Source organism: Streptococcus sp. 27098_8_70 (genome assembly GCF_041432215.1).
Classification (GTDB): domain Bacteria; phylum Bacillota; class Bacilli; order Lactobacillales; family Streptococcaceae; genus Streptococcus; species Streptococcus oralis_CP.
Genome location: NZ_JAPVZD010000003.1, coordinates 26,056 through 46,743, shown reverse-complemented (window position 1 = coordinate 46,743; position 20,688 = coordinate 26,056). Strand labels below are relative to the sequence as shown.

Genomic DNA, 20,688 nt, shown 5'->3' with positions numbered 1-20,688 from the left:
AAATCATTTTTTGCTTGGTGTCCGTTTGCTTTATAAGGAGATGAATCATGGTATTTAAAGCTAAAAGTCCTAAAATTAACATTGAAGAAGTTCGCGCCTTGTCTAAATTAGAGGGAGCGGCTCTTGCGAGAAAAAATCAACGTGATCAGGAATTGGAAGCCATCATCCGTGGGGAAGACCAGCGTATTCTCTTGGTGATTGGACCATGTTCATCTGATAACGAAGAGGCGGTTCTTGAGTATGCCAAGCGTCTATCTGCTTTGCAAGAAGAGGTCAAAGACCGTATTTTTATGGTCATGCGTGTCTATACGGCTAAACCTCGCACCAATGGAGATGGCTATAAGGGCTTGATTCATCAACCAAATGCGACAGAAGCTCCTAGCTTGATCAATGGGATCAAGGCTGTTCGTCAGCTCCACTACCGCGTGATTACCGAGACGGGAATGACAACAGCGGATGAGATGCTTTATCCTGAAAATCTTCCGCTGGTGGATGATTTGATTTCTTATATGGCTGTTGGAGCTCGTTCTGTAGAGGATCAACAGCACCGTTTTGTAGCGAGTGGAGCAGACTTTTCAACAGGATTTAAAAATCCCACATCTGGAAATCTCAATGTCATGTTTAACGGGATTTATGCAGCACAAAATAAACAGAGTTTCCTCTTCCTCGGTAAAGAGGTGGAAACAACGGGGAATCCATTGTCCCACGCCATTCTTCGCGGTGCCTTGAATGAATACGGGAAAAATATTCCTAACTACTACTATGACAATTTGATGGATACCATTGATCAGTACGAAAAGATGGGCTTGGAAAATCCATTTATCATCATCGATACCAATCATGACAATTCAGGCAAGCAATACATGGATCAAATCCGTATCGTTCGTCAGACCTTGATTAACCGTGACTGGAATGAGAAGATCAAAAAATATGTTCGTGGTTTTATGATTGAGTCCTATCTGGAAGATGGACGTCAAAATGAGCCAGAAGTTTTTGGTAAGTCCATTACAGATCCGTGTCTAGGCTGGGACAACACAGAAGCACTTGTTCGCGAAATTTACCAAACGCTAGGAGAGTAAGATGGCATTTATCGAAAAAGGTCAAGAAATTGATATTGAAGCAATCAAGGCTGCGACCCAGTTGTCACCTGAAGCCTTGCGAAAGAAAGAAGCCCGCGATAGAGAGCTGGCAGCCATCATCTCAGGTGAGGACGACCGAATCCTTTTGGTGATGGGACCGTGTTCTTCAGACAATGAAGAAGCTGTGCTCGAATATGCTCGTCGTTTAGCAGACTTACAGAAAAAAGTTGCAGATAAAATCTTTATTGTGATGCGTGTCTATACGGCTAAACCTCGTACCAATGGAGATGGCTATAAGGGTTTGGTTCATCAGCCGGATACTTCTAAAGCTCCAAGCTTGATTAATGGCATACAAGCTGTTCGTCAGCTGCACTACCGTGTGATTACGGAGACGGGCTTGACGACAGCTGATGAGATGCTTTATCCGTCAAATCTCGTTTTGATCGATGATCTAGTCAGCTACCATGCTGTAGGGGCTCGTTCAGTAGAAGACCAGGAACACCGTTTTGTAGCGTCTGGGATTGATGCTCCAGTTGGGATGAAAAATCCAACATCTGGGAACCTTGGGGTTATGTTTAATGCTATCTATGCAGCTCAAAACAAGCAAACCTTCCTTTACCACGGTCAAGAAGTGGAAACTTCGGGAAATCCTTTGGCCCATGTTATCCTTCGTGGCGCCATGAACGAATATGGTAAAAATGAACCCAATTTCTACTATGAAACCCTCTTAAATGCCATCAATCGTTATGAGACCATGGGACTTGAAAATCCCTTCATTATCATCGATACCAATCATGACAATTCAGGCAAGCAGTATATGGAACAAATTCGCATTGTTCGCCAAGCCTTGCTGAATCGTGACTGGAATGAAAAGATTAAAAAGACGGTTCGAGGCTTTATGATCGAATCTTACCTAGCAGACGGTCGCCAAAATCAACCAGAGGTCTTTGGTTGTTCCATTACCGACCCTTGTCTAGGTTGGGAAAATACAGTAGCCTTGGTAGAAGAAATTTATACTACCTTAACAAAATAAGTGAAAAGGATGGAGTTGGGGGAATCTCAGCTCCTTTTATGAGTATGATAGTTGGACACGGAATTGACATCGAAGAATTGGCTTCGATAGAAAAAGCAGTTACACGACGTGAGGGCTTTGCCAAGCGCGTGCTGACCCCTAAAGAAATGGAGCATTTTACCAATCTCAAAGGGCGCAGACAGATCGAATACTTGGCAGGCCGCTGGTCAGCTAAGGAAGCCTTTTCCAAGGCTATGGGAACTGGTATTGGCAAACTGACCTTTCAGGATTTGGAAGTTTTGAACAATGAACGAGGGGCTCCTTATTTTAGTCAGGCACCATTTTCGGGAAAGATTTGGCTATCTATCAGCCATACAGATCAGTTTGTGACAGCCAGTGTCATTTTGGAGGAAAATCATGAAAGCTAGTCCACATAGACCAACCAAGGCTCTGATTCATCTGGGAGCTATTCGACAAAATATTCAGCAAATGGGGGCTCATATCCCTGAAGGAACGCTCAAGTGGGCAGTGATCAAGGCCAATGCCTATGGTCATGGGGCTGTTGCCGTTGCCAAGGCTATTCAAAATGATGTTGATGGATTTTGTGTTTCCAATATTGATGAAGCTATTGAACTTCGTCAGGCTGGCCTCAGCAAGAAAATCCTCATTCTAGGTGTATCTGAGTTAGAAGCTATTGGCCTAGCTAAAGAATACGACATCACTTTGACGGTGGCTGGACTGGAGTGGATTCGAGCGTTGGTTGCCACTGGGGCTGATTTATCTGGCTTATCGGTTCACCTCAAGATTGACTCAGGGATGGGACGGATTGGTTTTCGAGATTCCAGTGAGGCAGAGCAGGCTCAAGCCTTGCTCCAACAACACGGCGCTCGTGTTGAGGGGATTTTTACCCACTTTGCTACTGCAGATGAAGAATCAGATGACTATTTTAATGCCCAGTTAGAATGCTTTAAAACTATTTTGGCAAGTATGAAGGAAGTTCCAGAGCTGGTTCATGCCAGCAACTCAGCAACGACCCTCTGGCATGCTGAGACTATTTTCAATGCAGTCCGTATGGGAGATGCCATGTATGGTCTCAATCCTAGTGGAGAGGTCTTGGACTTACCCTATGATTTGACACCAGCCTTGAGTTTGGAGTCTGCCCTTGTTCATGTCAAGACAGTTCCAGCTGGAGCTTGCATGGGCTATGGAGCAACCTATCAGGCGGATAGTGAGCAAGTCATTGCGACCGTGCCAATCGGCTATGCGGATGGTTGGACACGAGATATGCAAAATTTCACTGTCTTGGTAGATGGCCAAGCTTGCCCAATCGTCGGACGAGTATCTATGGACCAAATCACCATTCGTCTGCCTAAGATTTATCCGCTAGGAACAAAAGTAACCATGATCGGCACAAACGGTGGCAAGGAAATCACAGCTACTCAGGTAGCGACCTATCGTGGAACTATTAACTATGAGGTGGTTTGCCTCCTCAGCGACCGCATTCCGAGAGAATATTATTAAAAAGAAAGGAGTGGAGCATGAATCTACATCAACCCTTGCATGTCTTGCCTGGTGTGGGACCAAAGTCAGCAGAGAAATACGCCAAACTAGGAATTGAAAACTTGCAAGACCTCTTGCTCTACTTTCCTTTCCGTTATGAAGATTTCAAAACCAAGCAGGTGCTGGAGCTGGAAGATGGCGAAAAGGCGGTTCTGTCTGGTCAGGTAGTGACTCCTGCTAGTGTCCAGTATTATGGTTTCAAGCGCAATCGTCTGCGCTTTAGCCTCAAGCAGGGAGAAGTCGTTTTTGCGGTGAATTTCTTTAACCAGCCCTATCTAGCTGATAAGATAGAGCTGGGAGCAACCCTGGCTGTCTTTGGGAAATGGGACCGCGCCAAGGCTAGTCTGACAGGGATGAAGGTCCTGGCTCAAGTAGAGGATGATCTCCAGCCTGTCTATCGTCTGGCTCAAGGAATCAGTCAGGCCAGTCTGGTCAAGGTCATCAAGACGGCTTTTGATCAGGGGTTAGACCTCTTGATTGAAGAAAATCTTCCCCAGTCTTTACTTGATAAATACAAACTCATGTCCCGTTGCCAGGCTGTTCGCGCTATGCATTTTCCCAAGGATTTGGCAGAATACAAGCAGGCCCTTCGCCGTATCAAGTTTGAGGAACTCTTTTATTTCCAAATGCAATTGCAGACGCTCAAGTCTGAAAATAGAGTTCAGGGAAGCGGTCTGGTTCTGAATTGGTCTCAGGAAAAAGTGTCGGCTGTTAAAGAAAATCTGCCTTTTGCCCTGACCCAAGCTCAAGAAAAGAGTTTGCAGGAAATTTTGACAGACATGAAGTCGGACCATCACATGAATCGTCTCCTTCAAGGAGATGTGGGAAGCGGGAAAACGGTAGTTGCTGGCTTGGCCATGTTTGCGGCGGTGACGGTTGGCTATCAGGCAGCTCTTATGGTGCCAACAGAAATCCTAGCAGAGCAACACTTTGAGAGTTTACAGAACCTTTTTCCAGACTTGAAACTGGCTCTCTTGACAGGATCCTTGAAAGCTACAGAAAAAAGAGAAGTCTTGGAGACTATTGCCAAGGGTGAGGCTGACTTTATTATCGGGACTCATGCTTTGATACAAGATGGAGTGGATTATGCTCGCCTTGGCTTGATTATCATCGATGAGCAGCACCGTTTTGGTGTGGGGCAAAGGCGTGTTCTGAGAGAAAAAGGGGACAATCCTGACGTTCTCATGATGACAGCGACGCCCATTCCACGGACGCTGGCTATCACAGCCTTTGGCGATATGGATGTTTCCATTATCGACCAGATGCCAGCGGGTCGGAAACCCATTGTGACACGTTGGATCAAACATGAGCAACTACCTCAGGTACTGACTTGGTTAGAGGGGGAAATTCAAAAAGGTTCGCAAGCCTATGTTATCTCTCCCCTGATCGAAGAATCTGAAGCTCTGGATCTGAAAAATGCTATTGCCTTATCTGAGGAGTTGACAGCTCATTTTGCTGGCAAGGCAGAAGTAGCCCTCCTACATGGTAAGATGAAGAGTGACGAAAAAGACCAGATCATGCAGGAGTTCAAAGAGAGAAAAACGGATATTCTGGTTTCGACAACGGTTATTGAGGTTGGGGTTAATGTTCCCAATGCGACCGTCATGATTATCATGGATGCCGACCGGTTCGGTCTCAGTCAGCTTCACCAGCTCAGAGGCCGTGTGGGTCGGGGTGACAAGCAGTCCTATGCTGTTCTTGTGGCTAATCCTAAGACTGAGTCTGGGAAGGACCGCATGCGCATCATGACAGAAACGACCAATGGATTTGTCCTTGCGGAGGAAGATTTGAAAATGCGTGGTTCTGGTGAGATTTTTGGAACCAGACAGTCAGGACTTCCAGAGTTTCAAGTGGCGGATATTATCGAAGATTTTCCGATTTTAGAAGAAGCCAGAAAGGTTGCCAGCTACATTAGTTCGATAGAAGGTTGGCAAGAGGATCCAGAATGGCGCATGATTGCTCTCCATCTGGAAAAGAAAGAACATCTAGATTAATACTCTTCGAAAATCAAATTTAAACCACGTCAACGTCGCCTTGGATTATATATGTAACTGACTTCGTCAGTCTTATCTACAACCTCAAAGCAGTGCTTTGAGCAACCTGCGGCTAGTTTCCTAGTTTGCTCTTTGATTTTCATTGAGTATAAGCTTTCTCTAAGGAAAACTTAAGCTAGCTTTTAGGTTTGGGCCTTATACTAGAATCATCAAAAAGAAACGAGGACTCTCACATGACGATTAAAGTAACCTACCAAAAGAAATTCCAAACCGTCAAACTAGAGAAAGGAGCTAGCACCTATTGATACACAGAGAGCGGAAACGCTCTTTTTATTTTTAAAACTACTTTCAGGCGATAGGTTTGAGGAAAGAGAATCTAAAATCACTTTCTATTTAGAATTCTTTCTTGCATTGCCTTCCTAGATATGCTAGAGTTATGATAGCGATTACAAAACTAAAGGAGCATGCTATGAAAAATCCAGCTTTGCTAGAAGAAATTAAGACTTATAAAGGACGGGATGAGATTCCAGAAGACTTTGATGCTTTCTGGGATGAAGAGGTCAAAAAAGTTTCATCTCTTCCAGCCTACCAGTTGGAGGAAAGAGATTTCCACATTCCTCAAGTCAAGTGTTATGAGCTGACCTTTGAAGGAACTAATGAAGGCAAGGTCTATGCACGAATCGTCCTTCCAAAGACTGAGGAGAAGGTTCCGCTAATCTTCCACTTTCATGGCTATATGGGACGTGGCTGGGACTGGGCCGACATGCTGGCCTATACTGTGGCTGGTTACGGTGTTGTTTCCATGGACGTTCGTGGTCAGTCGGGCTATTCTCAAGACGGCTTGCGCTCTCCACTAGGAAATACGGTGAAGGGGCATATCATCCGTGGTACTGTGGAAGGTCGTGAACATCTCTTTTATAAGGATGTTTATCTGGATATTTACCAGTTGGTTGAAATTATTGCTAGTCTGCCTCAGGTGGATGAGAAAAGACTTTCTAGCTATGGTGCCTCACAAGGTGGGGCTTTAGCCCTAGTTGCAGCAGCGCTCAATCCTCGGATTCAGCGAACAGTTGCCATCTATCCTTTCTTGTCAGACTTTAGACGAGTGCTTGAGATTGGCAATACCAGTGAAGCCTATGATGAACTCTTCCGATATTTCAAGTTCCACGATCCCTTCCATGAAACAGAGGAGGAAATCATGGCGACCCTTGCCTATATCGATGTGAAAAATCTTGCCCATCGTATTCAAGGTGAGGTCAAGATGATTACGGGCTTGGATGACGATGTTTGCTATCCCATTACCCAGTTTGCGATTTACAACCGTCTGACCTGCGACAAGGCCTATCGCACCATGCCAGAGTATGCTCACGAAGCCATGAATGTTTTTGTCAATGACCAAGTTTATAACTGGCTCTGTGGCAGTGAGATTCCTTTTAAGTACGTAAGATAATGAATGAGAGAGCTCAGGAGCTCTCTTTTTATGTCCAAAACCTGAAAGTACTTTCAGAAAATTTAAAATATTAAAATATTCTTAAAAGTAAAATCTATTCTGTGGGAACACAGATATAAATATAAGACTTTATTGTATAATAAAGGAAAAGTCACTTGTGAAAGGAGGAAAAAGGCTGCCGGGTGGTTAAAAAATCGGGCTCAGCAGAAAATGGGAGAGGATTGGGAGCTCTCATTAAGTTGGATACTTTCTTGTAAAAACTTGTCTCTTGAAGAGACAATAAAAATTTTTAAAGAAAAAAGAAAGCGCTTTATTTTATGAAGAATGAAAGGACAAACATGAATTACAAATCTTTAGATCGGAAACAGCGATACGGAATTCGAAAATTTGCAGTTGGGGCAGCATCGGTAGTGATTGGTACAGTGGTATTTGGAGCAAATCCAGTCTTAGCTCAAGAGCAAGCCAATGCAGCAGGGGCCAATACAGAAACTGTCGAACCTGGTCAAGGTTTATCAGAATTGCCAAAAGAAGCGTCCTCGGGAGATCTTGCTCATTTGGATAAGGATTTGGCTGGTAAATTGGCAGCAGCTCAAGACAACGGCGTTGAGGTGGACCAAGATCATTTGAAAAAAAATGAGAGTGCAGAGTCAGAAACCCCATCCTCTACCGAACCCCCTGCAGAAGAAGCAAATAAGGAAGAGGAATCAGAGGATCAGGGTGCTATTCCTCGTGACTATTACTCAAGAGATTTAAAAAATGCTAATCCTGTCCTTGAAAAAGAAGATGTTGAAACCAATGCAGCAAATGGTCAGAGAGTCGATTTATCAAGTGAACTAAATAAACTAAAGCAACTAAAAAATGCTACAGTTCACATGGAGTTCAAACCAGATGCATCAGCTCCACGCTTTTACAATCTCTTCTCTGTATCCAGTGACACCAAGGAAAATGAGTACTTTACTATGTCGGTCCTTGATAATACAGCTCTTATTGAAGGGCGTGGCGCTAACGGGGAGCAGTTCTACGATAAGTATACAGATGCTCCTTTGAAAGTTCGCCCTGGACAATGGAATTCCGTGACCTTTACTGTTGAACAACCAACAGCAGAGTTACCTCATGGTCGAGTTCGTCTCTATGTGAACGGTGTCTTATCCCGTACAAGTCTCAAATCTGGTAACTTCATCAAAGATATGCCAGATGTTAATCAAGCTCAACTTGGAGCAACCAAACGGGGCAATAAAACAGTTTGGGCATCAAACCTACAAGTACGAAACCTAACTGTTTATGATCGTGCTTTAAGCCCAGATGAAGTTCAAACACGAAGTCAATTATTTGAAAGAGGTGAATTGGAACAGAAACTTCCTGAGGGAGCAAAAGTCACTGAGAAAGAAGACGTCTTTGAAGGTGGTAGGAACAATCAACCAAATAAAGATGGTATCAAGAGTTATCGTATCCCAGCTCTTCTCAAGACTGATAAAGGAACGCTGATTGCTGGAACGGATGAAAGACGTTTGCACCATTCTGACTGGGGAGATATTGGCATGGTTGTTCGTCGCAGCTCAGATAATGGAAAAACATGGGGAGACCGAATCGTAATCTCAAATCCTCGTGACAATGAGCATGCTAAACATGCAGATTGGCCATCTCCAGTCAATATTGATATGGCCTTGGTGCAAGACCCTGAAACAAAGAGAATTTTTGCAATTTACGACATGTTCCTTGAAAGTAAGGCAGTATTTTCATTGCCAGGGCAAGCTCCGAAAGCTTATGAACAGGTGGGAGATAAAGTTTATCAAGTTTTATATAAGCAAGGAGAATCAGGTCGCTATACGATTCGAGAAAACGGAGAGGTTTTCGACCCTCAAAATAGAAAGACAGATTATCGCGTCGTCGTTGACCCTAAAAAACCAGCCTACAGCGATAAGGGAGATTTGTATAAAGGGAATGAGCTAATCGGAAATATTTATTTTGAATATAGCGAAAAGAATATTTTTAGAGTTTCCAATACCAACTACCTATGGATGTCCTACAGTGATGACGATGGGAAGACTTGGTCTGCACCAAAAGATATTACACATGGGATTCGGAAAGATTGGATGCACTTCCTAGGAACTGGACCTGGTACGGGGATTGCCTTGCGTACAGGACCTCATAAGGGAAGACTGGTGATTCCAGTTTATACAACAAACAACGTTTCCTATCTAAGTGGTTCTCAATCATCTCGTGTAATTTACTCAGATGATCATGGTGAAACATGGCAAGCAGGGGAAGCAGTTAATGATAACCGTCCAGTAGGCAACCAAACCATTCATTCTTCAACCATGAATAATCCAGGCGCCCAAAATACGGAGTCAACTGTTGTTCAGTTGAATAATGGAGATCTCAAGCTCTTTATGCGTGGGTTGACTGGCGATCTTCAGGTTGCGACCAGTCATGATGGAGGAGCAACGTGGGATAAGGAAATCAAACGTTATCCTCAAGTAAAAGACGTTTATGTTCAAATGTCCGCTATTCACACCATGCATGAAGGAAAGGAATACATTCTACTTAGCAATGCTGGTGGTCCTGGACGCAACAATGGTTTGGTTCACCTGGCTCGTGTTGAGGAGAATGGTGAGTTGACATGGCTGAAACACAATCCTATACAAAGTGGTAAGTTTGCTTACAACTCACTCCAAGAACTTGGAAATGGCGAATATGGTTTGCTTTATGAGCATGCGGATGGCAATCAAAACGATTATACTTTATCCTATAAGAAATTCAACTGGGATTTCTTAAGCAAAGACAGAATATCTCCTAAAGAAGCAAAAGTAAAATATGCCATCCAAAAATGGCCAGGTATTATTGCCATGGAGTTCGATTCGGAAGTATTGGTCAACAAGGCTCCGACCCTTCAATTGGCAAATGGCAAGACAGCAACCTTTATGACCCAGTACGATACAAAAACTCTCCTATTCACAATAGATCCAGAGGATATGGGTCAAAGAATTACAGGTCTAGCTGAGGGTGCAATTGAAAGCATGCACAATTTACCAGTTTCTTTAGCTGGCTCTAAACTAAGCGATGGTATTAATGGCAGTGAAGCTGCTATCCATGAGGTTCCAGAGTTCACAGGTGGCGTTAATGCTGAGGAAGCAGCGGTTCATGAAGTTCCGGAGTTTACAGGTCCAATGGCAACAGTGGGTGAAGAAGCAACACCAACGGTTGAAAAACCTGAATTCACAGGAGGTGTTAATGCTGAGGAAGCCCCAGTGGCAGAGATACCAGAGTACACTGGAACATTGGCAACAGTAGGAGAAGAACCAGCTCCAACGGTTGAAAAGCCTGAATTTACAGGTGGAGTCAATGCTGTTGAGGCAGCAGTCCATGAGCTTCCAGAGTTTAAAGGTGGTGTCAATGCGGTTCTAGCAGCCTCAAACGAGCTTCCGGAATATAGAGGAGGTGCTAACTTTGTCTTGGCAGCTTCAAATGATCTACCAGAGTACATAGGTGGCGTCAATGGTGCTGAGGCAGCAGTCCTTGAAGTGCCAGAGTACAAAGGAGAGACCAAACCAGTCTTAACGGCTGCAAATGATAAACTATCTCTAGGAAAAGATGTTACCTATCAAGCGCCAGCAGCTAAACAAGATGAACTTCCGAATACGGGAAGCAAGGAAACAAACTCACTAATTTCCCTTGGCCTTGCGGGCGTCCTCTTATCACTCTTTGCATTTGGAAAAAAGAGAAAAGAATAATAAGCAAGAGCTATTTGAGTAGGTCTCAGAAGAGATAGCAGGTTTTCAAGCCTGCTATCTTTTTTTATGACATTCAGGTTGATTTGAAATCATAAGAGGTCTGAAACTACTTTCAGGATAGTCTGTTCTATAAAATAGTTTTGAAACTGAAATCTATTCTACTACAAGCTATTGAAAGCGCTTAACAAATGATATATAATAAGCCCATAAGAACAAGAAAGGGAGGAAAGAGGATGCCACAGATCAGCAAAGAAGCCTTGATTGAACAAATCAAAGATGGAATCATTGTCTCTTGCCAGGCACTTCCTCACGAACCGCTTTATACAGAAGCGGGAGGAGTCATTCCCTTGCTAGTCAAAGCGGCTGAGCAAGGTGGAGCAGTCGGTATCCGAGCAAACAGTGTTCGCGATATCAAGGAGATTAAGGAGGTTACGAAACTCCCGATTATCGGGATTATCAAACGTGACTATCCGCCACAGGAGCCTTTCATTACAGCTACGATGAGAGAAGTTGATGAACTGGCTGAACTAGACATCGAGGTCATTGCTCTGGATTGTACCAAACGTGAACGTTACGATGGTTTGGAAATTCAGGACTTTATCCGACAAGTCAAAGAAAAATATCCGCATCAACTCTTAATGGCTGATACTAGCACGTTTGAAGAGGGTATAGCAGCAGTTGAAGCAGGAATTGATTTTGTTGGAACAACCCTATCAGGTTACACCTCTTATAGTCCGAAAGTGGATGGTCCAGACTTTGAACTGATCAAAAAACTGTGTGAAGCAGGTGTGGATGTCATCGCTGAAGGGAAAATTCATACACCAGAACAAGCCAAACAAATCCTTGAGTATGGGGTGCGAGGTATCGTTGTTGGTGGAGCGATTACTAGACCAAAAGAGATTACGGAACGCTTTGTTGCCGGTCTTAAATAACACAATCTCAAAAAAGAGGAGAGTGGTCGATGCGTCGGATAAAATGAAAACGTATACAAATTTAAAGAACTCATTATCCAATATGGATACGCTTATCAATTAGGAGAATACAAATGAAATTTAGAAAACTAGCTTGTACAGTACTTGCGGGTGCTGCGATTCTTGGCCTTGCGGCTTGTGGTAACTCTGGTGGAAGTAAAGATGCTGGAAGCTCTAGTAGCGATAGTGGAAAAACAGAAATCACTTGGTGGGCATTCCCAGTCTTCACACAAGAAAAAACTGGTGACGGTGTTGGAACTTATGAAAAATCAATCATCGAAGCTTTTGAAAAAGCAAATCCAGATGTAAAAGTGAAATTGGAAACCATCGACTTTAAGTCAGGTCCAGAAAAGATTACAACAGCTATCGAAGCAGGAACAGCGCCAGACGTACTCTTTGACGCACCAGGACGTATCATCCAATACGGTAAAAATGGCAAATTGGCTGAGTTGAACGACCTCTTCACAGACGAATTCGTCAAAGATGTGAACAACGAAAACATCGTACAAGCAAGTAAGGCTGGAGACAAAGCTTACATGTATCCAATCAGTTCAGCACCATTCTACATGGCAATGAACAAGAAGATGTTGGAAGATGCTGGAGTTGCAAACCTTGTAAAAGAAGGTTGGACAACTGATGACTTTGAAAAAGTTTTGAAAGCGCTTAAAGATAAAGGCTACACTCCAGGTTCATTGTTCAGTTCTGGTCAAGGGGGAGACCAAGGAACACGTGCCTTCATTGCAAACCTTTATGGCGGCTCTGTAACAGATGAAAAAGTAACGAAATATACAACTGACGATCCTAAATTCGTCAAAGGTCTTGAAAAAGCGGCTAGCTGGATCAAAGACGGTTTGTTGAACAATGGTTCACAATTTGACGGTGGAGCAGACATCCAAAACTTTGCCAACGGTCAAACTTCATACACAATCCTTTGGGCACCAGCTCAAAACGGTATCCAAGCGAAACTCTTGGAAGCAAGTAAGGTAGACGTGGTAGAAGTACCATTCCCATCAGACTCTGGTAAACCATCTCTTGAATACCTTGTAAACGGATTTGCAGTATTTAACAACAAAGACGACAAGAAAATAGCAGCAGCTAAGAAATTCGTTCAATTTATCGCAGATGACAAGGAATGGGGTCCTAAAGACGTTGTTCGTACAGGTGCCTTCCCAGTTCGTACTTCATTTGGCAAACTTTATGAAGACAAACGTATGGAAACAATCAGTGGCTGGACTAAATACTACTCACCATACTACAACACTATCGATGGATTTGCTGAAATGAGAACACTTTGGTTCCCAATGTTGCAATCTGTATCAAATGGTGACGAAAAACCAGCGGATGCTTTGAAAGCCTTCACTGAAAAAGCTAACGAAACCATCAAAAAAGCTACAAAACAATAAGCACTAAGTCAGATTGATTCCCCCCTTTTCCCTGTGCACTACGGTGTAAGAAAAGGGGGACTTTTGTTTGAAATGGTAGGAACTGTCACGAAATTAAAATGAAGTTCTTACATAAGCGAATCTTAAAAATTTCATTTTGGTTTTAAAACAGTTCAAGAAAATCAAAAACTATTCTATTTGAAAGAGAGGTGCCGACTGTGAAAGTCAATAAAATTCGTATGCGGGAAACAGTGATTTCCTACGCTTTCCTAGCACCAGTGTTATTCTTCTTTGTCATCTTTGTCTTGGCTCCTATGATTATGGGATTCATTACAAGTTTCTTTAACTACTCCATGACTAAATTTGAGTTTGTGGGCTTGGACAACTACATTCGCATGTTTAAAGACCCTGTCTTTGTGAAGTCTTTGATCAATACCGTTATCCTGGTTATTGGATCTGTTCCGATTGTAGTTCTCTTCTCGCTCTTTGTAGCATCTCAAACCTATCATCAAAATGCCATTGCCCGTTCTTTCTATCGTTTCGTCTTCTTCCTTCCTGTAGTTACAGGTAGTGTTGCCGTAACGGTTGTATGGAAATGGATCTATGACCCACTATCAGGGATTCTAAACTTTGTCCTTAAGTCAAGCCACATCATCAGCCAGAACATTTCTTGGCTGGGTGACAAAAACTGGGCTTTGCTAGCGATTATGATCATCCTTTTGACAACATCTGTTGGTCAACCGATTATCCTTTATATCGCTGCCATGGGGAATATTGACAACTCACTTGTTGAAGCAGCGCGTGTTGACGGTGCGACTGAATTTCAAGTCTTCTGGAAGATCAAATGGCCTAGCCTTCTTCCAACAACTCTTTACATCGCGATCATCACAACAATCAACTCATTCCAATGTTTCGCCTTGATTCAGCTCTTGACTTCTGGTGGTCCAAACTACTCAACAAGTACCTTGATGTACTACCTTTACGAAAAAGCCTTCCAATTGACAGAATACGGCTATGCCAATACCATCGGTGTCTTCTTGGCAGTGATGATTGCCATTGTCAGCTTTGCTCAATTCAAGATCCTCGGAAACGACGTAGAATACTAAAGAAAGGAGACAGTTATGCAACCTACACAAAAGAAACCCTTAACAGCTTTCACTGTTATCTCAACGATTATCTTGCTCTTGTTGACCGTACTGTTCATCTTTCCATTCTACTGGATCTTGACAGGGGCCTTCAAATCTCAACCTGATACCATTATGATTCCACCACAGTGGTTCCCTAAAATGCCAACCATGGAGAACTTCCAACAACTCATGGTGCAAAACCCTGCTATGCAGTGGATGTGGAACTCTGTATTTATCTCACTGGTAACCATGTTCTTAGTCTGTGCAACCTCTTCTCTAGCAGGTTATGTCTTGGCTAAAAAACGTTTCTATGGTCAACGTATCCTCTTTGCAGTCTTTATCGCTGCCATGGCACTTCCAAAACAAGTTGTCCTTGTACCATTGGTACGTATCGTTAACTTCATGGGAATTCACGATACTCTTTGGGCAGTTATCTTGCCTTTGATTGGATGGCCATTCGGGGTCTTCCTTATGAAACAATTCAGTGAAAATATCCCTACAGAATTGCTTGAATCAGCTAAAATCGACGGTTGTGGTGAGATTCGTACCTTTTGGAGTGTAGCCTTCCCTATTGTGAAACCAGGATTTGCAGCCCTTGCAATCTTTACCTTCATCAATACTTGGAACGACTACTTTATGCAGTTGGTTATGTTGACTTCACGTCAAAACTTGACCATCTCACTCGGGGTTGCGACCATGCAGGCCGAAATGGCAACCAACTATGGTTTGATCATGGCAGGTGCAGCTCTTGCAGCCGTGCCAATCGTAACAGTCTTCCTTGTCTTCCAAAAATCATTCACTCAGGGTATTACTATGGGAGCTGTCAAAGGTTAATACTCTGCGAAAATTGAATTCAAACTACGTCAGCGTCACCTTGCCATACTTAAGTATTGCCTGCGGTTAGCTTCCTAGTTTGTTCTTCAATTTTCATTGAGTATAAGAGAATACAGAGTTATAAGTGTCTACAAAATGTTGGGTATTTGCTTACCTTAGAGATTTTGTCAGACACTTATAAACTTAAGAATGATTTTAGTTGACTATCAGAAACGAAGGAAAGAGTATGATTTTTGACGATTTGAAAAACATCACCTTTTACAAAGGGATTCATCCTAATTTAGATAAGGCTATCGACTATCTCTACCAACATCGTAAAGATTCGTTCGAATTAGGAAAGTACGAGATTGACGGAGATAAAGTCTTTCTAGTTGTTCAGGAAAATGTCCTCAATCAAGCTGAAAATGATCAATTTGAGCATCATAAAAACTATGCAGATTTGCATTTGCTGGTAGAAGGACATGAATATTCGAGCTATGGTTCACGTATTAAAGATGAAGCAGTAGCATTTGACGAAGCGAGTGACATTGGCTTTGTGCATTGTCATGAAAAATACCCACTCTTGTTGGGTTATCACAATTTTGCGATTTTCTTCCCAGGAGAACCTCACCAGCCAAATGGCTATGCAGGTATGGAAGAGAAGGTTCGCAAATATCTCTTTAAAATTTTGATTGATTAAAAAATCAGGAGGAGCAAACATGGCACAAAAAGGAGTAAGCCTTATCAAGGCAGCATTTGATACAGATAACTTTCTCATGCGTTTTAGTGAGAAGGTCTTGGATATCGTGACAGCCAATCTTCTTTTTGTCGTCTCTTGTTTGCCCATCGTGACGATTGGAGTGGCTAAAATTAGCCTCTACGAGACCATGTTTGAGATTAAGAGAAGCAGACGAGTTCCAGTTTTCAGAACCTATCTAAGAGCTTTCAAGCAAAATCTGAAACTGGGGCTTCAGTTAGGTTTGCTAGAGTTGGGCATTGTGTCATTAAGCCTTCTAGACCTCTATCTTTTCTGGGGACAGACAGCTTTGCCTTTCCAGATTGTCAAGGCTATTTGTTTGGGGATTCTCATCTTCCTCACTCTCGTGATGCTGGCTAGTTATCCCATCGCTGCGCGCTATGATTTGTCTTGGAAAGAAGTGCTGCAAAAAGGGCTTATCTTGGCAAGTTTTAACTTTCCATGGTTCTTCCTCATGTTAGCCATTCTCTTTCTCATTGTGATGGTTCTTTATCTATCCGCCTTCACTCTCCTTCTGGGTGGGTCAGCCTTTATACTCTTTGGTTTTGGTTTGCTGGTCTTTCTCCAAGTAGGATTGATGGAGAAAATTTTCGCAAAATACCAGTAGGATGAGATCTTTCTGAAACTACTTTCAATCGTTATAGTTTCTAAAATACAAGTAGAAACTAAAATCTAAGTGTATACAAGATATTGAAAGCGATTTTCACAAGGTGTATACTAAACTTGTAAAAAATAGAACTGCTCTCAGCAGAAAAAAGAAATCTTAGGAGAAAATCTATGTCAGATTTGAAAAAATACGAAGGTGTCATTCCAGCCTTCTACGCATGTTACGATGATCAAGGAGAAGTAAGCCCAGAGCGCACACGTGCTTTGGTTCAATACTTCATTGATAAAGGAGTTCAAGGTCTTTATGTCAATGGTTCTTCTGGTGAATGTATCTACCAAAGTGTGGCAGATCGCAAATTGATTTTGGAAGAAGTCATGGCAGTTGCCAAAGGAAAATTGACTATCATCGCCCATGTTGCCTGCAACAATACCAAAGATAGTATGGAACTTGCTCGCCACGCAGAAAGTTTGGGTGTAGATGCCATTGCAACGATTCCACCGATTTACTTCCGTTTGCCAGAATACTCAGTTGCTAAATACTGGAACGATATCAGTTCTGCAGCTCCAAACACAGACTATGTTATCTACAACATTCCTCAATTAGCAGGTGTTGCTTTGACTCCAAGCCTTTACACTGAAATGTTGAAGAATCCTCGTGTTATCGGTGTTAAGAACTCTTCTATGCCAGTTCAAGATATCCAAACCTTTGTCAGCCTTGGTGGAGAAGACCACATCGTATTCAATGGCCCAGATGAACAATTCCTAGGTGGTCGCCTCATGGGAGCCAAAGCTGGTATCGGTGGTACTTATGGTGCTATGCCAGAACTCTTCTTGAAACTCAATGAGTTGATTGCTGAGAAAGACTTGGAAACAGCGCGTGAATTGCAATACGCTATCAATGCAATCATTGGCAAACTCACTTCTGCACATGGAAATATGTACGGTGTGATCAAAGAAGTCTTGAAAATCAATGAAGGCTTGAACATTGGATCAGTTCGTTCACCATTGACGCCAGTGACTGAAGAAGATCGACCAGTTGTAGAAGCAGCTGCAGCCTTGATTCGTGAAACCAAGGAGCGCTTCCTCTAATCCATAAGGAGGTATTTATGACACACTACGTTGCAATTGATATCGGTGGAACCAATATCAAATATGGTTTGATTGACCAAGAAGGTCAACTTGTTGAATCGCATGAAATGCCAACTGAGGCGCATAAGGGTGGACCCCATATCTTACAAAAGACAAAAGATATCGTAGCCAGCTATTTAGAAAAAGGCCCAGTAGCAGGTGTTGCCATTTCTTCTGCAGGGATGGTGGATCCTGATAAGGGTGAGATTTTCTATGCTGGTCCTCAGATTCCCAACTATGCAGGAACCCAGTTCAAGAAGGAAATTGAGACGAGCTTTAATATCCCTTGTGAGATTGAAAATGATGTCAACTGTGCAGGTCTGGCTGAGGCAGTATCTGGTTCAGGCAAGGGAGCGAGTGTCACACTTTGCTTGACCATTGGAACCGGTATCGGTGGTTGCTTGATTATGGATGGGAAAGTCTTCCATGGATTTAGTAATTCAGCCTGCGAAGTCGGTTACATGCACATGCAGGATGGAGCTTTTCAGGATCTTGCTTCTACGACAGCCTTGGTTGAGTATGTAGCAACAGCTCATGGAGATTCAGTTGATCAGTGGAATGGCCGACGTATTTTCAAGGAAGCTACTGAAGGAAACAAGATTTGTATGGCTGGGATTGACCGCATGGTAGACTATTTAGGAAAAGGTCTGGCAAATATTTGCTACGTTGCCAATCCAGAAGTGGTCATTCTCGGTGGCGGGATCATGGGGCAAGAGGCTATCCTCAAACCGAAGATCCGCACAGCCTTGAAGGCGGCCTTGGTACCAAGTCTAGCTGAAAAAACACGATTAGAATTTGCCCATCACCAAAATACAGCAGGGATGTTGGGAGCCTATTATCATTTTATACTCAATGAAAATCAAAGAGCAAAGTAGGAAGCTAGCCGTAGGCAGTACTTGAGTACGGCAAGGTGAAGCTGACGTGGTTTGAATTTGATTTTCGAAGAGTATCAAAACAAAACAATCCTAGTTTGGAATTATAGAATTAAGAAAAACACTGAATCACTACTTGAGTGAAAACTGTTTTGCTTAATTCTTTTTTTATTGAAAAATTTAAGCTAAAGGAGGTAATCGTGAGAAACTAGGAGAAAATAACCACCTTGTATGAAAGGTTAAGACGAGATGAAGAACTACAAGGCGAGAGCAATTCTATCATCCATTTAATTGATATTTAGCTTGAGTAAATGGAAAAATGATATAATGAGGTGGACGAAAAATTGACAAATTAGAATTTGTAGAGGTGAGAAAAATGTAATGGTAACCTATTCACCTGAAATCGAAATCATATAAAATTACGAGGAGATTGTAAGATGAATAATTATATAAAATTAAATGAAGATAGATGGAATAATGTAAAAAATGACTATACTGAGCCATTGACACATGAAGAATTAGAAGAAGCTAGAAAGCATCCAATTTCTGTTGCCTTAACTGTTGGGGAAAAAGTCCCCACAGAATGGTTTGAAAAAGCCAAGGGGAAAAAGATATTAGGGTTAGCTTGTGGTGGTGGCCAGCAGGGTCCAGTTTTTGCTGTAAAAGGTTATGATGTCACCATCATGGATTTTTCTAAATCACAATTAGAAAGAGACGAGATGGTCGCTAAAAGAGAAGGCTTAAAAATCAAGACGATTCAAGGCGATATGACCAAACCATTTCCCTTTGAAGATGAAACTTTTGATATTATTTTTAACCCGGTTTCAAATGTCTATATAGAAGATTTAGAAAACATGTATAAAGAAGCCGCTCGAGTATTGAAAAAGGGGGGACTCTTAATGGTCGGATTTATGAATCCTTGGATCTACATGTATGATGCGGACATTGTATGGGACAAACCTGATGAGGAATTGCTTTTGAAGTTTGCACTACCTTTTAATTCAAAAGAGCTTGAAGCGGAAGGCAAAATCACCATCAATCCAGAATATGGATATGAATTTAGCCATACCTTAGAAAGTCAGATTAGAGGACAACTTAAAAATGGTCTCGCTATGATAGATTTTTATGAATCATGTGATAAAAGAAATAGATTATCACATTATGGAAATGACTACATCGCTACACTCTGCATTAAACTATGATATTATAGAACGTACTTCTGAAGAATAGCTCGTTTTATTTTACGATTAGAATTTTCCATACCCAAAATAACGCAGGGATGTTGGGTGCCTACTATCATTTCAAAACAAAACAATCCTAGTTTGGTTCAACCAAACTAGGATTTTCTAACGCGTTTTTGTCTACGATAGCCATTGAGTTTTTTATTTTCCCAATAGCTGTTAAAGATTTTTTCCTTGCTCTCGCGATTGATTTCCAAAAAGTAGGCATAAATCAAATCTATTAAAATGAGCATAGGGAGTTGAGCGGAAATACGCTGGATGTAAGAAGATTGACTATGGCTTGCGACAAGGACTGTTTCGGTATAGGCCTGACTATTTTTATTTGGAGCACTGGTAAAGAGAATGGTTTTGGCACCCATTTCCTTGGCATCCAACAAACTATCGAGGACGGATTGGGTAGTGCCTGATAAGGAAAAACCAAGTACCAGACAGTTTTCATCCATGATACTGGTCGTCCATGCAAAGCCATCCCGATCGGTCAAAGCTTCACAGACCACACCTAATCGTATAAAACGGAGTTTCATTTCACGGGCAATCAGACCAGAACTTCCCGTCCCAAAAAAGTAAACTCGTTCTGCGTCATCGATTAATTGGGCGACGCGTTCCAGTTGTTCTTCGTCAATCAAATCCTGTGTTTGTTCTCGCATGATACTGTAGCTTCGCAAAACACGTTTGGTCAAAGGACTGTGTTTGTGCGAATGAGTGTCCGGTTTACTAGCTTGGTGCTGGTATTGAAAGACGAATTCTCGGTAGCCTGTAAAACCACACTTTTTGGCAAAGCGGGTTAAGGCTGCTTGGGAGATATGTAATTTCTGGGTAACTTGCTGAGAAGAGAGATCATCTTGGATCGTTTCAGCTTGCAAAAAATAGCGAGCGATTTCTTGCTCGAGCTCGGTTAATTCTTCAAAATGGAGGTCGATTATGGTTGCGATATCTGGCTTGTTCATGAGGCTCCTTTTTATGAG

The 20,688-nt window shown here is 42.4% G+C and carries 17 protein-coding genes; 16 read left to right on the top strand and 1 reads right to left on the bottom strand.

Annotated elements, in window-relative coordinates:
• Nucleotides 1–47: 47 nt before the first annotated feature.
• The 16 genes from O3655_RS06825 to O3655_RS06750 all read left to right on the top strand — a co-directional run bounded on the left by O3655_RS06825 (nucleotide 48) and on the right by O3655_RS06750 (nucleotide 19,684).
• Complete coding sequence (locus O3655_RS06825) at nucleotides 48–1,079, top strand: 3-deoxy-7-phosphoheptulonate synthase (RefSeq protein ID WP_000231307.1); 1,032 nt, start codon at nucleotides 48–50, stop codon at nucleotides 1,077–1,079.
• A 1-nt stretch (nucleotide 1,080) separates the two neighbouring features.
• On the top strand, nucleotides 1,081–2,112 hold the full coding sequence (locus O3655_RS06820) for a 3-deoxy-7-phosphoheptulonate synthase (RefSeq protein ID WP_049478699.1): 1,032 nt from the start codon (nucleotides 1,081–1,083) through the stop codon (nucleotides 2,110–2,112).
• 44 nt (nucleotides 2,113–2,156) lie between these two features.
• Nucleotides 2,157–2,519 carry a holo-ACP synthase gene (gene acpS, locus O3655_RS06815; protein ID WP_049478703.1) on the top strand — a complete coding sequence of 121 codons (363 nt, stop codon included), beginning with the start codon at nucleotides 2,157–2,159 and terminating at the stop codon, nucleotides 2,517–2,519.
• Nucleotides 2,509–3,612, top strand: coding sequence for an alanine racemase (alr, locus tag O3655_RS06810; RefSeq protein ID WP_049478700.1), 1,104 nt, complete (start codon nucleotides 2,509–2,511; stop codon nucleotides 3,610–3,612). Before acpS ends, alr begins: the two co-directional genes overlap by 11 nt.
• A gap of 17 nt (nucleotides 3,613–3,629) precedes the next feature.
• Nucleotides 3,630–5,645 carry an ATP-dependent DNA helicase RecG gene (gene recG / locus O3655_RS06805; RefSeq protein WP_049478701.1) on the top strand — a complete coding sequence of 672 codons (2,016 nt, stop codon included), beginning with the start codon at nucleotides 3,630–3,632 and terminating at the stop codon, nucleotides 5,643–5,645.
• 469 nt (nucleotides 5,646–6,114) lie between these two features.
• Nucleotides 6,115–7,095 (top strand): acetylxylan esterase, encoded by a 981-nt coding sequence (locus O3655_RS06800; RefSeq protein WP_308697145.1) that lies wholly within the window; start codon nucleotides 6,115–6,117, stop codon nucleotides 7,093–7,095.
• A gap of 338 nt (nucleotides 7,096–7,433) precedes the next feature.
• Complete coding sequence (locus tag O3655_RS06795) at nucleotides 7,434–10,826, top strand: SIALI-17 repeat-containing surface protein (protein ID WP_308697146.1); 3,393 nt, start codon at nucleotides 7,434–7,436, stop codon at nucleotides 10,824–10,826.
• A gap of 233 nt (nucleotides 10,827–11,059) precedes the next feature.
• Nucleotides 11,060–11,758 (top strand): N-acetylmannosamine-6-phosphate 2-epimerase, encoded by a 699-nt coding sequence (locus tag O3655_RS06790; RefSeq protein ID WP_001135658.1) that lies wholly within the window; start codon nucleotides 11,060–11,062, stop codon nucleotides 11,756–11,758.
• A gap of 113 nt (nucleotides 11,759–11,871) precedes the next feature.
• Nucleotides 11,872–13,200, top strand: a complete 1,329-nt coding sequence (locus O3655_RS06785; protein ID WP_308697147.1) for an ABC transporter substrate-binding protein — start codon at nucleotides 11,872–11,874, stop codon at nucleotides 13,198–13,200.
• Between the two features lie 218 nt (nucleotides 13,201–13,418).
• A complete protein-coding gene (locus O3655_RS06780) occupies nucleotides 13,419–14,285 on the top strand; it encodes a carbohydrate ABC transporter permease (protein ID WP_161801140.1) in 867 nt (288 codons plus the stop codon).
• A gap of 15 nt (nucleotides 14,286–14,300) precedes the next feature.
• Complete coding sequence (locus O3655_RS06775) at nucleotides 14,301–15,140, top strand: carbohydrate ABC transporter permease (RefSeq protein ID WP_001183243.1); 840 nt, start codon at nucleotides 14,301–14,303, stop codon at nucleotides 15,138–15,140.
• 226 nt (nucleotides 15,141–15,366) lie between these two features.
• A complete protein-coding gene (locus O3655_RS06770) occupies nucleotides 15,367–15,819 on the top strand; it encodes a YhcH/YjgK/YiaL family protein (RefSeq protein WP_000575449.1) in 453 nt (150 codons plus the stop codon).
• 19 nt (nucleotides 15,820–15,838) lie between these two features.
• On the top strand, nucleotides 15,839–16,483 hold the full coding sequence (locus O3655_RS06765) for a DUF624 domain-containing protein (RefSeq protein ID WP_308697148.1): 645 nt from the start codon (nucleotides 15,839–15,841) through the stop codon (nucleotides 16,481–16,483).
• Between the two features lie 170 nt (nucleotides 16,484–16,653).
• Complete coding sequence (locus O3655_RS06760) at nucleotides 16,654–17,571, top strand: dihydrodipicolinate synthase family protein (protein ID WP_308687668.1); 918 nt, start codon at nucleotides 16,654–16,656, stop codon at nucleotides 17,569–17,571.
• A 17-nt stretch (nucleotides 17,572–17,588) separates the two neighbouring features.
• A complete protein-coding gene (locus O3655_RS06755; RefSeq protein ID WP_371641259.1) occupies nucleotides 17,589–18,485 on the top strand; it encodes an ROK family protein in 897 nt (298 codons plus the stop codon).
• Between the two features lie 434 nt (nucleotides 18,486–18,919).
• Nucleotides 18,920–19,684 carry a class I SAM-dependent methyltransferase gene (locus O3655_RS06750; RefSeq protein WP_371641258.1) on the top strand — a complete coding sequence of 255 codons (765 nt, stop codon included), beginning with the start codon at nucleotides 18,920–18,922 and terminating at the stop codon, nucleotides 19,682–19,684.
• A gap of 134 nt (nucleotides 19,685–19,818) precedes the next feature.
• Here O3655_RS06750 and O3655_RS06745 read toward each other — a convergent pair whose 3' ends face one another.
• On the bottom strand, nucleotides 19,819–20,670 hold the full coding sequence (locus tag O3655_RS06745) for a MurR/RpiR family transcriptional regulator (protein ID WP_308697151.1): 852 nt from the start codon (nucleotides 20,668–20,670) through the stop codon (nucleotides 19,819–19,821).
• Nucleotides 20,671–20,688 lie beyond the last annotated feature (18 nt).

Coding starts and splice junctions, on each gene's coding strand:
- O3655_RS06770 (WP_000575449.1), top strand. CDS start 15,367: ATGATTTTTGACGATTTGAAAAACATCACCTTTTACAAAGGGATTCAT.
- O3655_RS06750 (WP_371641258.1), top strand. CDS start 18,920: ATGAATAATTATATAAAATTAAATGAAGATAGATGGAATAATGTAAAA.
- O3655_RS06745 (WP_308697151.1), bottom strand. CDS start 20,670: ATGAACAAGCCAGATATCGCAACCATAATCGACCTCCATTTTGAAGAA.
- acpS (WP_049478703.1), top strand. CDS start 2,157: ATGATAGTTGGACACGGAATTGACATCGAAGAATTGGCTTCGATAGAA.
- alr (WP_049478700.1), top strand. CDS start 2,509: ATGAAAGCTAGTCCACATAGACCAACCAAGGCTCTGATTCATCTGGGA.
- O3655_RS06795 (WP_308697146.1), top strand. CDS start 7,434: ATGAATTACAAATCTTTAGATCGGAAACAGCGATACGGAATTCGAAAA.
- O3655_RS06775 (WP_001183243.1), top strand. CDS start 14,301: ATGCAACCTACACAAAAGAAACCCTTAACAGCTTTCACTGTTATCTCA.
- O3655_RS06765 (WP_308697148.1), top strand. CDS start 15,839: ATGGCACAAAAAGGAGTAAGCCTTATCAAGGCAGCATTTGATACAGAT.
- O3655_RS06780 (WP_161801140.1), top strand. CDS start 13,419: ATGCGGGAAACAGTGATTTCCTACGCTTTCCTAGCACCAGTGTTATTC.
- O3655_RS06800 (WP_308697145.1), top strand. CDS start 6,115: ATGAAAAATCCAGCTTTGCTAGAAGAAATTAAGACTTATAAAGGACGG.
- O3655_RS06790 (WP_001135658.1), top strand. CDS start 11,060: ATGCCACAGATCAGCAAAGAAGCCTTGATTGAACAAATCAAAGATGGA.
- O3655_RS06820 (WP_049478699.1), top strand. CDS start 1,081: ATGGCATTTATCGAAAAAGGTCAAGAAATTGATATTGAAGCAATCAAG.
- recG (WP_049478701.1), top strand. CDS start 3,630: ATGAATCTACATCAACCCTTGCATGTCTTGCCTGGTGTGGGACCAAAG.
- O3655_RS06755 (WP_371641259.1), top strand. CDS start 17,589: ATGACACACTACGTTGCAATTGATATCGGTGGAACCAATATCAAATAT.
- O3655_RS06785 (WP_308697147.1), top strand. CDS start 11,872: ATGAAATTTAGAAAACTAGCTTGTACAGTACTTGCGGGTGCTGCGATT.
- O3655_RS06760 (WP_308687668.1), top strand. CDS start 16,654: ATGTCAGATTTGAAAAAATACGAAGGTGTCATTCCAGCCTTCTACGCA.
- O3655_RS06825 (WP_000231307.1), top strand. CDS start 48: ATGGTATTTAAAGCTAAAAGTCCTAAAATTAACATTGAAGAAGTTCGC.